4 protein-coding genes, 2 tRNA genes and 3 rRNA genes are annotated in these 13644 nt (G+C 58.4%); 2 read left to right on the forward strand and 7 right to left on the reverse strand.

Annotated elements, in window-relative coordinates; translation table 11 throughout:
• Positions 1–417: 417 nt before the first annotated feature.
• The 5 genes from rrf to HMPREF0178_RS06715 all read right to left on the reverse strand — a co-directional run bounded on the left by rrf (position 418) and on the right by HMPREF0178_RS06715 (position 5461).
• Positions 418–532, reverse strand: a 5S ribosomal RNA gene (gene rrf, locus HMPREF0178_RS06695).
• A 54-nt stretch (positions 533–586) separates the two neighbouring features.
• A 23S ribosomal RNA gene (locus tag HMPREF0178_RS06700) occupies positions 587–3515 on the reverse strand.
• Between the two features lie 156 nt (positions 3516–3671).
• Positions 3672–3747, reverse strand: a tRNA-Ala gene (locus tag HMPREF0178_RS06705).
• Between the two features lie 7 nt (positions 3748–3754).
• Positions 3755–3831: transfer RNA gene (locus tag HMPREF0178_RS06710), tRNA-Ile, on the reverse strand.
• 79 nt (positions 3832–3910) lie between these two features.
• Positions 3911–5461 (reverse strand): 16S ribosomal RNA (locus HMPREF0178_RS06715).
• The 16S, 23S and 5S rRNA genes sit together here with 2 tRNA genes alongside, the layout of an rRNA operon.
• A 687-nt stretch (positions 5462–6148) precedes the next feature.
• On the opposite strand from HMPREF0178_RS06715, the gene HMPREF0178_RS06720 reads away from it, so the two are divergent.
• Positions 6149–10501, forward strand: a complete 4353-nt coding sequence (locus HMPREF0178_RS06720) for a molecular chaperone Hsp90 (protein WP_232281228.1) — start codon at positions 6149–6151, stop codon at positions 10499–10501.
• Between the two features lie 462 nt (positions 10502–10963).
• Here HMPREF0178_RS06720 and HMPREF0178_RS06725 read toward each other — a convergent pair whose 3' ends face one another.
• Together HMPREF0178_RS06725 and HMPREF0178_RS06730 are read right to left on the reverse strand one after the other, a co-directional pair.
• On the reverse strand, positions 10964–11545 hold the full coding sequence (locus HMPREF0178_RS06725; protein ID WP_009368073.1) for a hypothetical protein: 582 nt from the start codon (positions 11543–11545) through the stop codon (positions 10964–10966).
• 134 nt (positions 11546–11679) lie between these two features.
• The gene (locus HMPREF0178_RS06730) at positions 11680–12102 is read right to left on the reverse strand and encodes a peptidylprolyl isomerase (RefSeq protein WP_005027775.1); all 423 of its coding nucleotides are present in this window, start codon (positions 12100–12102) and stop codon (positions 11680–11682) included.
• Between the two features lie 223 nt (positions 12103–12325).
• Between HMPREF0178_RS06730 and lysA the strand changes: the two genes are divergently transcribed.
• On the forward strand, positions 12326–13600 hold the full coding sequence (gene lysA, locus HMPREF0178_RS06735) for a diaminopimelate decarboxylase (protein WP_009368074.1): 1275 nt from the start codon (positions 12326–12328) through the stop codon (positions 13598–13600).
• The last annotated feature ends 44 nt before the right edge of the window (positions 13601–13644 follow it).

Consider the following 13644-nt stretch of genomic DNA (forward strand, 5'->3'; position numbering starts at 1 on the left):
CTCCTTCCCCCTTTTTTTATATGCCTCAGGCTTTACGTAGCTGGGGAGGAGTTACCGAGAACATCCCTACCCGTTTCCTGCCCTTTCTTTATGAAAACGGCATGAGAGCTGTGCATCTCCATAAGGGCATCTCTCCGCCTTACTCGGAGGTTTTCCGGGGCCTCTGCCGGGCAAACCGGTAAGGCTTGCGAGAAAAGGGAAGAGGGGAAAAACTAACGCCGATTATGGAGCGAACCGGTGCATAAAGCCGAAGGAAACAGAAGCTGGGGGGAGGAGGAGAACCGAGGGAGGGGGGGGGAAACAGAAGGAAGGGCTTGAGCCGGGCCTGGGGCTTAGGGAGGGGTGGCCGCGATGAGGATGAGCTTCGGGCAAAAAACAAAGGGCCGTCCTGTCCAGGACGGCCCTTTGGAAATAAAGTCTTGGCGTTGTTCTACTTTCCCACGTAAGAATGCGCAGTATCATCGACGATGGAGAGCTTAACTGCCGAGTTCGGAATGGGATCGGGTGTACCCTCTCCTCCATGAACACCAAGACAAATCTCTATGTGATATTAATTGATAGGGGGTTGGGAAGGGGAAAGTTTTTGAAAAATAAGCCGCTCGGGCTATTAGTACTGGTCAGCTGAGCACGTCGCCGCGCTTACACCTCCAGCCTATCGACCGGGTAGTCTACCCGGGCCCTTCAGCTCTTTCGAGGGGAGAACTTATCTTGAGGCAGGCTTCCCGCTTAGATGCTTTCAGCGGTTATCCCTTCCGCACATAGCTACCCTGCTATGCCGCTGGCGCGACAACAGGATCACCAGGGGTGCGTCCATCCCGGTCCTCTCGTACTAGGGACAGGCCCTCTCAATTCTCCTTCGCCCACAGAAGATAGGGACCAAACTGTCTCACGACGTTTTAAACCCAGCTCGCGTACCACTTTAAACGGCGAACAGCCGTACCCTTGGGACCTGCTTCAGCCCCAGGATGTGATGAGCCGACATCGAGGTGCCAAACCGCATCGTCGATGTGAACTCTTGGATGCGATCAGCCTGTTATCCCCGGCGTACCTTTTATCCAATGAGCGATGGCCCTTCCATACGGGACCACCGGATCACTAACGCCAACTTTCGTTCCTGTTCGAGATGTCTCTCTTACAGTCAAGCTCCCTTATGCGTTTGCACTCAGCGCCTGGTTTCCGATCAGGCTGAGGGAACCTTTGCATGCCTCCGTTACACTTTAGGAGGCGACCGCCCCAGTCAAACTACCCGCCAGACACTGTCTTTCTCCGGGATAACCGGAAGAAGTTAGGATCTTAAACATGCAAGGGTGGTATTTCAAGGATGGCTCCCCCCATACTGGCGTACAGGGTTCACAGCCTCCCACCTATCCTACACATGCAGGCCCAAAATCCAATGTCAAGCTATAGTAAAGGTGCACAGGGTCTTTCCGTCTTTCTGCGGGTACACGGAATTTTCACCGCGACTGCAATTTCACCGAGTCTCTGGCCGAGACAGTGTGGAGATCGTTACGCCATTCGTGCAGGTCGGAACTTACCCGACAAGGAATTTCGCTACCTTAGGACCGTTATAGTTACGGCCGCCGTTTACTGGGGCTTCAATTCGGAGCTTTGCTTGCGCTGACCCCTCCTTTTAACCTTCCAGCACCGGGCAGGCGTCAGTCCGTATACGTCGTCTTTAGGACTTCGCACAGACCTATGTTTTTAGTAAACAGTCGCCACCACCAATTCACTGCGGCTCCCCGGGGCTTCATATGTTAAACATGTCACCCTAGAGAGCACCCCTTCTTCCGAAGTTACGGGGTTATTTTGCCGAGTTCCTTGGCCAGAGTTCTCTCGAGCGCCTTGGATTGTTCATCCCACCCACCTGAGTTGGTTTGCGGTACGGATTGCTGTGGATAAACTTAGGAGCTTTTCTAGGCAGCATAGACTCAACGGCTTCAGGGCTTGCGCCCACGGACTCGCGTCTCAGATTCGTCCGGCGGATTTGCCTACCGGATATTCCTACACGCTTGCACCGGGATATCCAACACCCGGCCCGCCTATCTTCCTGCGTCCCTCCATCGCGCTACACAACAAGTACAGGAATATTAACCTGTTTTCCATCGGTTACGGCTTTCACCCTCACCTTAGGATCCGACTAACCCTGGGAAGATTACCTTTACCCAGGAAACCTCGGGTTTTCGGCGAATATGTTTTTCACATATTTTATCGTTACTCATGTCAGCATAATCACTTCACTGCAGTCCAGCATGCCTTCCGGCACACCTTCAGCCCGCAGCGAACGCTCCCCTACCCAATCTCCAAAGGAGATTGCCAAAGCTTCGGTACCATGCTTAGCCCCGTTACATTTTCGGCGCAGAGCCATTAGACCAGTGAGCTATTACGCTTTCTTTAAACGATGGCTGCTTCTAAGCCAACGTCCTGGCTGTCTAAACGGTTCCACTACCTTCACCACTGAGCATGGATTTGGAGACCTTAGCTGTTGGTCTGGGCTGTTTCCCTTTTGACGACGAACCTTCGCACCCGCCGTCTGACTCCCGGGATACAATTAAGCGGCATTCTGAGTTTGATAGAGTTTGGTAATCTGGTAGGACCCCTAGCTCTGTCAGTGCTTTACCTCCGCTAATCAATTCCCGAGGCTATACCTCAATATATTTCGGGGAGAACCAGCTATCACCGGGTTTGATTGACCTTTCACCCCTATCCACAAGTCATCCGGAACGTTTTCAGCCGTTGACGGTTCGGTCCTCCACAAGGCTTTACCCTTGCTTCAACCTGCTCATGGATAGATCACCCGGTTTCGGGTCTACTCCAACGTACTAGTCGGCCTGTTAAGCCTCGCTTTCACTACGGCTACGCTTTCGCTTAACCTCGCACGGTAGAGTAACTCGCTGACTCATTATACAAAAGGCACGCGATCACTGCAAAAGCAGCTCTCGCAGCTTGTAGGCAACAGGTTTCAGATTCTATTTCACTCCCCTAACAGGGGTTCTTTTCACCTTTCCCTCACGGTACTAGTTCACTATCGGTCGCTGAGGAGTACTTAGCCTTAGAGGATGGTCCCCCTAGATTCCCACGAGGTTTCACGTGCCTCGCAGTACTCAGGTACCGGCTGCGTCCTTTTCAGTTTCGGGTACGGGGCTATCACCCGCTGTGGCAGAGCTTTCCAGCTCTCTTCCCCTGCTTACTCCAGAATCGCGTATGCCGGCCCTACAACCCCGAATGGTCGAAACCACCCGGTTTGGGCTCTTCCCATTTCGCTCGCCGCTACTCTGGGAGTCTCGTTTGATTTCTCTTCCTCCGGGTACTGAGATGTTTCACTTCCCCGGGTTGGCTTCTCTGGGCCTATATATTCAGCTCAGGATGATGGGACATGACTCCCATCGGGTTTCCCCATTCAGAAATCATCGGATCGTAGGATGTTTAGCTCCTCCCCGATGCTTATCGCAGCTTACCGCGTCTTTCATCGCCTCTCAGCGCCAAGGCATTCACCTGTTGCCCTTGATATCTTATTTCTCAAGAACTTTACTATTCCCTTCCCATTCCCCTATTCAATTGTAAATGAGCAGCACCCGCCGGTGTTTCCGGCCGGTGCGACCAGGCCATGCCTGGATGACTGCCGCGATATTTCGCGTCAATGACCAATCATGGACTGTACGTCAGCAAGCTTGTGGTGGAGGTAGGCGGAATCGAACCGTCGACCCTCTGCGTGCAAAGCAGATGCTCTCCCAGCTGAGCTATACCCCCTGATAAGTGGTGGGCCTGGAAAGACTTGAACTTTCGACCTCACGCTTATCAGGCGTGCGCTCTAGCCACCTGAGCTACAGGCCCCTGACGTTTTCTTCTCAAAGAGCATGGCGTTAAGCCCTTGTTCCTTGCAAGTGAAGAGCGAGTTGGGAATTTTTCCTATAAAGGAGGTGATCCAGCCGCAGGTTCCCCTACGGCTACCTTGTTACGACTTCACCCCAATCATCGGCCCTACCGTAGACGGCTGCTCCTCTTGCGAGTTAGCTCACCGGCTTCGGGTAAAACCGACTTTCGTGGTGTGACGGGCGGTGTGTACAAGGCCCGGGAACGCATTCACCCGAGCATGCTGATCTCGAATTACTAGCGATTCCGACTTCATGGAGTCGAGTTGCAGACTCCAATCCGGACTGGGACGCGTTTTTTGGGATTGGCTCCACCTCGCGGTCTCGCTACCCTTTGTGCGCGCCATTGTAGTACGTGTGTAGCCCCAGGCGTAAGGGCCATGATGACTTGACGTCGTCCCCACCTTCCTCCCCGTTGACCGGGGCGGTCTCTCCAGAGTGCCCAGCCTTACCTGCTGGCAACTGAAGATAGGGGTTGCGCTCGTTGCGGGACTTAACCCAACACCTCACGGCACGAGCTGACGACAGCCATGCAGCACCTGTCTTAGGGCTCCCCGAAGGGCACCCCTTCATTTCCGAAGGGTTCCCTAGATGTCAAGCCTGGGTAAGGTTCTTCGCGTTGCATCGAATTAAACCACATACTCCACCGCTTGTGCGGGCCCCCGTCAATTTCTTTGAGTTTCAGCCTTGCGACCGTACTCCCCAGGCGGGGTGCTTATCGCGTTAGCTACGGCACCGAGACATACATCCCAGCACCCAGCACCCATCGTTTACAGCGTGGACTACCAGGGTATCTAATCCTGTTTGCTACCCACGCTTTCGCACCTCAGCGTCAGTTACCGTCCAGGTGGCCGCCTTCGCCACCGGTGTTCCTCCAGATATCTACGGATTTCACTCCTACACCTGGAATTCCGCCACCCTCTCCGGTACTCAAGCCTGGCAGTATCAAAGGCAGTTCCACAGTTGGGCTGTGGGATTTCACCCCTGACTTACCAAGCCGCCTACGTGCGCTTTACGCCCAGTGATTCCGATTAACGCTTGCACCCTCCGTATTACCGCGGCTGCTGGCACGGAGTTAGCCGGTGCTTCCTTTGGGGGTACCGTCAAGCCCTCGCATTATTCACACGAGGGGGTTTCTTCCCCCCTGACAGAGGTTTACGATCCGAGAACCTTCATCCCTCACGCGGCGTCGCTGCGTCAGGCTTTCGCCCATTGCGCAATATTCCCCACTGCTGCCTCCCGTAGGAGTCTGGACCGTGTTCCAGTTCCAGTGTGGCCGGTCATCCTCTCAGACCGGCTACCCATCGTTGCCTTGGTGGGCCGTTACCCCGCCAACTAGCTAATGGGACGCGGACTCATCCTTAAGCGATAGCTTGCAAGCAGAGGCCATCTTTCCCCCCAACGATAAAATCGGGAGCGTATTCGGTATTAGCGACCGTTTCCAGCCGTTATCCCCATCTTAAGGGTAGATTATCCACGCGTTACTCACCCGTGCGCCACTTTACTCATCCCGAAGGACTTTCACGTTCGACTTGCATGTGTTAAGCACGCCGCCAGCGTTCAATCTGAGCCAGAATCAAACTCTCCAGTTGATTGAAAACAACTAGCTTGCCCATATCTCTATGGGCTAAAACTCAAAGTTTCTTATTCCCAACTCGCTCTTCACTTGTCAAAGAACCAGAGGCGCTTGCCTCAGCCGCTGCGTTTCCGTCAGCGGCGAAGCGGGAACTTACCCCGCTCGGTCCAGCTTGTCAACAACTTTTTTTTCGAACCCCGAAGTTTTTTTCGGAGCGCGCCGCGAGGATTTCTCCCCGGCGCAGAAGCGGGAACTTATCCCGGCCTCCTCTCGCTGTCAACCGCTTTCTTCTGCTTTTTTCAAAAAACTTTTTCGCCCCGCCGTGCCCGGCCTCTCGGCCCTGCCCGGCTCAGCGAGACATTCCGTCCCGCAGCGGCGAGAACGGGTTATGCACCTCCACGACGCCTCTGTCAACGTCTTTTTATTTTTTTTCTGATTTTTTTCTTCACCCCCGGTAACACCCCTTTGGCGTCTGGTGTTTAATCTGGGGATATCATATGCTTTCTTTAATAACTTGCCGACAGCTTCCGAGCGGCGTATTTACAGCTATCGCCCTGTGGAAGCGACCGCGTCCCCGTTCAGCACGGCAACGGCGCGTCCCGGAGCAGACTTGATTCCTTATCGTTTGTCTTCCCGTCACCCGAACCCCACATCGCCTATGCACTCTTTCTTGCCGTTCAAACATTCCCGCCTCCGTGTGTACATGCCGCTTTTCGCCGCGCTGCTGCTCGTCCTGACCCCCGGCATGGGCGCGGCCGATCCCGCGCCCGCGTCTCCCATCCCGGAGGTGTCCACGGCGACGCCTACCGTCGTTCAAGAGGCGCTTCAGGCCGTGGTCGAACAGACGGCACCGGAAACGCCCGCCGCCCCGGTGGTGCAGACGGCTTCGGCCCTTCCCGCGGTTTCCGGAGAGCCAGGTTCCGCTTTGGCCAAAGAGGGGGCTTCCGTGCCTCTCCAGGCGGCGTGGCTGCTGGACCCCAAAGGCACCCACACGCTGACGGATGTCCTGTCCCCGAACGCCCAAAAAGAATTCAAGCCCTACGAGCCGGAATCCCTCCCACATCAGGCGGGGACCATCTGGATGCGCTTGGAGGTTGAGGGCAAGTCCCCGGCCTTTCCGCTCGTGCTGGATCTGAATACCCGCATAGCCGGGCAGCTCCCCGGCATCCCGCAGGTTTGGCTGGTCCGTCCCGGGGAAAGCAACGGAACCCCGGTGCGCCCCTCCAGCGACGGGCTTTATTCCCTGCCGAGCCCCCTGCCGGATCAGACCGGCATCTATATCCGGGTCAACGGCATCCCGGCTCCCGGCTTCGCCCCCATGCTCCGCAATGCGGCGAGCCTGACCCTCGTGGACGAACTCGGGACGCAGCCGCAGCTTGTGCTGCTGGCCGTGCTGCTGTTCCTGTGCCTCCTGCGCGGGGTCACCGAGCGCCGCGAATGGCGGATGTGGGCCGCGCTCTACATCGCCGCCGTCTGGGTGCAGGCGTTTTGGGGCTTGCCCACAACACCCGCAGGGGAAGTCAGCCGCTGGGATATGCCCGGGCTGCTCGCGCCCGGCGTCGCCCTGCTCATCCTGCCGCATGTCGGCAGGCACATGCTGCGGACGCGCCACCACGCCCCTTTTATTGATATGCAGTTCGTTCTGCTGGCCCTCTTCGGCATAGCCCTTTCCGTCGCGCCGCTGATCCCCGGCTATACGTGGACGCTGCAATTCCTGCCGCTGTGGCCCCTGTTCATGCTTCTGCTCCTGCCCGGCACCCTCGCGGCCTGTGCCCGCAGGCTTCCCGGCGCGAAACGCTTCCTTCTTATCTGCATCCTGCCGCCTCTGGGTATGCTGGCGCTGTTTCCGCTTTCCCGCCTGCTCCCCGAATCGATCATCGGCCTGTTGCCCCACGCGCTGGACGGCTTCATGACGCCGGGCGTGGTCAGCCTGATCCCCCTGACCGGACTGACCCTGAGCGCCCTGTTCGCCGCGCTCAGCCCGAGCCCGAAGCCTCTCCCCGCTCCGAACCGCAGCACACGGGACACCAAGACCGGCAGGGCGGGCGTCGCCGCGTTGGAACTGGGCGAAGCTTCCAAGGCTTCCGAAACGTCGTTCGAGCGCCTCCCCTCGCTTTCCGCCGAGCCGGAAGGTCTTGAAATCGCCAGCTTCCCGAATAAGAAACCTTCCTCCGCCACCGTACAGCCTGAGCCCGCGCGGGCTGCCGAAGCCTCCCGGCCCACATCCCGCACCCCGGAAAAACGTCCGTATCCGCAAGCCCTCCAAGCGCCTCTTTCCGCCGGGATGGTGGAGGAATCGCTCCGCGCTCCGCTGGATGCCCTGCTCCGGGCCATCAGCGCCGTGGACCAGTCGCAGCTCTCCGCCGAAGCCCGCCGCCGGACCGACGCCCTCGGCGTCGCCGGGCGCAACCTCGCCACGGCCATCGGCAATATGGGCAGGGGCATACCCCTCTCTCAGGACTTCGACCGCAAGGAACGGTTTGATCTGAACCAGCTTCTGCTGGAAACCCATGAAGCGGTTTCCAGCCTCGCCGAATCCAAGAACCTCGGCCTGTCATGGTTTACCGCCCCCTACCTGCCCCGCTGCTACGAAGGGCGACGCGCCCAGCTCGCCAACGTGCTGGCCTTGCTGGTCGAGAGCGCGGTACTCGCCACCGATCGCGGCATGGTGCAGATCCGTGCCCAGCGCCTGCCCGAAAGCACTGATCCCGGTCACCTGCTGTTCACCGTTTCGGATACGGGTTCCGGTATGCCGCCCCTCGAACGCAGTACGCTGGCGCTCGTGCGCACATGGGAACTCGTGGGGCCCGACGGGGAACTCGTCTCTCTCGAAAGCGGCCCCAAGGGAACCACCATTTCGTTCAGCATGAGGCTGACCGCCCGCATCGAACAGCAGCCCATCCCCGCCGCGCCCGAGCCGGACAAGGAAACGCTGTCCCGCCTGCCCGCGAGCTCCCTGCGCATCATCGTGGCGAGCAACGTCCCGGCGAACCGACAGATGTTGTCCTATTATCTGGATGAGCTGCCCCATGAGATCATCGAAGCCCGGAGCGCCGAGGAAGCGAAGGCGCTTTACCGCCGCACCCCCGGGGCTCTGATCATTTTCGACGACGACATGCCGGAGGAAAGCATCGCCGACGCCGTGGCCGATATCCGCATCTTTGAAGGCGAGCACAATTTCCCGCTGGCCTCCATCCTTGCGCTGGTCAACAGCAACGAGCAGATCGACGCCCTGCGCCGGGCCGGATGCACCCATTTCCTCAAGAAGCCGATCACGCGCAAGGATCTGCGCGTACTGACCCTGCGCCTCGCGCCTGTTTCGCGCCGCTTCAAGGATACGGACGACGCTCCCACAAAAACCGCGCCCAAACCGCAAGCACCTTCGGCCAAGAATTCACCGCGCGTCTCGCCGGATATCCCCAACCTTCCGGAACTCCCGGAACCGGCAAAGCCGCTCGCCCCGGCCCTTTCCACGCCCCGGAACAGCCACGCCGCCGAACCGGCGCCTGTTAAGAAAGGCATCTTCGCCTCCCTGTTCGCGCCGTTCCGCAAACACGCCAAGCCAGCCGCACCCGAAGCGCCCACCGTAGCCGCTCGGGTTGATGAACCCGTCATGACGCTCACGGAAAAGGCTCCCGAAAAGCCGATCAAGCTGTCCAGCGTGGGCGAACCCATGCCCATCAGCAAAGCATCCCCCGAGGAAGTTCCAGCCCCCAGGCCGCGCCCTGAGCGCCCGAACCCGCTGGAAGAGCGCGCCAAGCATATGCCAGCCCAGCCAAGCGCCCCGACAAATGCCGCGGAATGGGTCGGGGAACCTATGCCTATCATCAAGAAGCAGGACGGCGAACAGGAACTGGCCAAGCTGGTTGAGGCTCCGCTCGCAATGCCCACGCAGGAAAAGGAAGCGGAAAAGCGGCCTGATTCCGAACACGCTTCCGCTCCGCAGCGTTCCGAAGCGGCCACTCCCTTAAATACCGTGCCCGATCTCAACCTCGATGAATGGGTAGGTGAACCCACGCCCATCATCAAGCCGCTGACCGTGTCGGCTCCGCTGCCGACTCCCAAGGAAACTCCGTTGACGCTGGAACCGGAACAAAAGGTTTCCCCCAAAAAGCGGGACAACGCCCCCTTGACGCTTGCTCCCACTGACGATGCGCCGCTGACCCTGACGGCCCAAACCGACAAGGCGGATGAACCGCTCATGCTCGGTACGCCGCTGCCGGACAAAAAAAGCAGCCTCTCCAACGACGTCCTGATGCTGGACGAACCGCTGGGCAATCAGCCGGAACTTTCGTTGGCCGGACTTGGGCTTGGGCCGCAAGCGGAAGTCATCAACCTGACCGAACCCGTCCGCAAACCCGCCCCGGCGCAGCCTGCGGAGAAGGACGCTCCCATTCCCGATCTGTTTGGGGAAGCCCGACCAGCCCCACTACCCGGCCCGCGTTCATTGCTGGATGAAGCGGCCTGTCTCGCGCCCTGCGAACAAGGTTCGCGCCCGACGGCAAACACGAACGAGCTGGCCATTGATGACATTGTGGAGCTCGGCGTACCGGTGGCTCCGGTTATCCAGCCGGCCACCGAAAAAGATATCGACCTCCCCGAACCTCAGGAGGCCCCCCTTCCTCCCGTCCTTCCCGCAGGAGACGGCGAAGCGGCCGCGCAGGAGCAGCCCGTTCCAGCCATTCCCGAAACACCGGAACAGGAACCTGCCCTTCCCACAGAGGACGGACAGAAAGCCCCGCACCAGGATGCTGAGCAGGAAAGCGAGGCCTCTGACGAAGCCATTCGTGCCTTGCTTACGGAACTGGATGAAGCTTTGGAGCGCGCCATCCAGGGCGAACAATCGGGCGACGCGCAGATGGTCTGCGAAGCCGCCGCCCATATCGGACGTCTGGCCGAAACCTACGATCTGCGCGTGCTGGACGATCCGGCCCGCTGCCTTGAAGAGGTTGCCTGCTCCGGCAATATGGACGAAATCGTGCAGCTCATGCCGGATCTGGTTTCCGCCATCAACCGGAACCGCGCCTCCTTTGAAGAAGCGGAGCGGGACGGATAAACAGCGCAACAACACATTCCAGAGCAGAGAGGCTTTGAAGGCGTAAGAAGCGTAGGGGAAGGGACCTTTTCTGGAAAAGGTCCCCTTCCCCACCCCCCCAACGCGAGATCCATCCCTCCCTTTCCAAAGGCCTCCGTGCTTACCTGATCTCTGCCCGCAGTCTTTTCCAACACAGACTGCCATTGAAAGGCCCCCCTTTTCCGGAGTTGGCTCTCGCACACTCCATTCCAGTCCCTATTCGCGGCGTTCCCGTGGATAGGGGCTTTGGCTAGGAATCACCACAACATCGGAAAGCCATCCCGCAAGGAGCCCGTCCTCACCAGAGGAGCTGCGCATCAGTCCGCAGAGCGCTCGGCGTGTCGCAGGATAGCCCCTTCCTTCCCGCCAGCCATAAAAAAAGCCCCCGCAAAACGGAGGCTTCCCAGCTCAACATGCCGGGAAAAGGTTTTCCCGGCGCACATCTTACCGGCCGTAGTTGGCGGTTCCCTTGAGTTCTTCTTCGATCTCGCGGCGGACGTCCTCGAGGTCGATGACGATGGGGTCCATCAGGGTGAAACCGCTCGGGTTCAGCCATTCCTCATCGTCGGCGTGCTTGTCGTTGTAGAACACGTTGTCAAGCACGCGGTAGCCCTTGGTGCCGAGGACGTTGTCCCAGTCCGTCACGACAAAGTTGAACTTGGACGCATCGAAATGGTCGATGTTTTCCCAAATCCAGCGGAATGTGCAGGTCTCGTTGTCATAGCCCAGAACGGCCAGGAACTGAGCCTTGCTGGAAAGGTACATACGCTGGCGCAGCGTGTACACGTTGCGGTACAGAAGATTGGCGTTGAACGAAACGTCCTCTCCATCCACCTGCAAACGGATCTCGGAAGACTCGTTGAGACGCATCCCGAACGTGCGCGTGTTGCCCCTGCGCCACCAGTTCATGTACTTCTGGCTGTAGATGTCGCGCCCGCCCTCACGCATACTCTCCGCCGTCTGGGGCGAGATGGGATGAAGCGCAAGGTCACAACTCAACCCGGTGATCTCGAAAACAACTTTCATGTCTCCTCCAGGGCCTGATGTCCGAAGCAAAAGGCGACCCGCTCAGTCGTTCCCTCTGCCCTTTCTCTGTGAAAAACGCCTTCATAAAAAAAGCTCCGATTCAGAATAACCGAATCGGAGCTTATGCGCAAAGCCTATTTGACGTCGATAACTTCAATGTCGAAGGTCAGGTCTTCTCCAGCCAACGGATGGTTGGCGTCAAGCACCACGACCTTGTCGTTCACTTCGACGATCTGCACTTCCATGTCGCCGTCATCGGTGGCGATCTGAAGCATCATGCCCACCTCGGGCTTGATGTCTTCGGGGACTTCGCTCACGGGCACTTCCATGAGGAGTTCTTCCAGATGCTCCCCATAAGCCTCATCGGCGGGAATGGTAACCGTGAAGCGGTCGCCCGCATTGTGTCCGAGCAGCGCATCCTCAAAACCGGGGATCAGGCTTCCGTCGCCAATGGTAAATTCCAGCGGCTCACGCTCTCTGGAAGAATCGAATACCTCTCCGTCGGAAAAAGTCCCTGTATAGTGCACGCGAACGGTGTTGCCGTCTTTGACTGCCATGAAAGGCTCCTTAATGTAGTTTGATGTTCTACCATGTCCCCAGAAAGGCGGAAAGTCAAATATCCTTTCGGGGGCACCCTGCCGCCCATCGGGCATGACAATCTTGTACATCCTTAACATACGAAAATACATTGTATTTTATCGTACATCCCTTCTTCTATTGACAGCACCGTGCAGCCTGTTACTTTTACCCCGTAATCTTTTGCCATTCAGAGGACAATCCATGTCAAACGTTCGCTCCGCCCAGACCGACAAGGTCCGCTTTTTTGGAAACACGACGCCGCAGGAACTCGCCGCCCAATACGGTACCCCTCTCTACGTCTACAATGAAGACGTGCTGCGCCAGCGTTGCCGGGAACTGCTCGGCCTTTCCAGCCTTCCGGGGTTTCATGTCAACTACTCCGCCAAAGCCAACACGAACCTCGCCCTCCTGCGCATCGTCCGTGAAGAAGGCTGCCACGCCGACGCCATGTCGCCCGGCGAACTGCATATCAACAAGCTGGCCGGGTTCACGCCCGACCGCCTCCTGTACGTCTGCAACAATGTTTCCACCGAAGAAATGAAGAACGCCGCGGACAACGACCTCATCGTCAGCGTGGATTCCCTGTCGCAGCTCGACCAGTACGGCAAGGTCAACCCCGGCGGCAAGGTGATGATCCGCATCAACCCCGGCATCGGGGCCGGGCATCACAAAAAGGTCATCACAGCCGGAAAGGAAACCAAGTTCGGCATCGATCCCATCTCACTGGATGAGGTCCGCGCCCTGCTCAAGAAGCACAGCCTGACGCTCGCCGGGGTGAACCAGCACATCGGTTCGCTGTTCATGGAGCCGGACAATTATCTCAACGCCATCGAATTCCTGTTGCACTTCGTCCAGTCGGATCTTGCCGATCTGCTCCCCGGCATTGAGATCATCGACTTCGGGGGCGGCCTCGGCATCCCCTACCGCAAGTATGAGGAAGAGCCCCGCCTTGATATGGCCGAACTCGGCCGCCGGCTTCACGCACTGCTGTCCGCATGGGTCGAGGAAACCGGCTACAAAGGCAAGTTCTTCATCGAGCCCGGCCGTTACGTCGTCGCGGAGTGCGGCGTGCTGCTCGGCACCGTGCACGCGACCAAGTTCAACGGCGAAAACCGTTACGTGGGTACCGACCTCGGTTTCAACGTGCTTGTGCGTCCCGCCATGTATGACTCGTTCCACGACATCGAGATTTTCCGCGACGGCGGCGAGCCTGATACCGACCTCGTCGAACAGAGCATCGTCGGCAACATCTGCGAAAGCGGCGACATCCTCGCCAAGAAGCGCATGTTGCCGCTCATCAAGGAGGGCGACATCGTCGCCGCGCTCGACGCAGGGGCCTACGGTTTCGTGATGTCTTCCAGCTACAACCAGCGCCCCCGCGCCGCCGAAGTGCTCATCACCAGCGACGGCACGCCCAAGCTTATCCGCCGCCGCGAGACACTAGACGATCTGACGCGGTGTTTTGTGGAAGAGTAAGATTGGAGGGGGGAGGGAACCTTTCTTCAGAAAGGTTCCCTCCC

Origin of the sequence: Bilophila sp. 4_1_30 (assembly GCF_000224655.1) — a bacterium.
Lineage (GTDB): Bacteria > Desulfobacterota > Desulfovibrionia > Desulfovibrionales > Desulfovibrionaceae > Bilophila > Bilophila wadsworthia.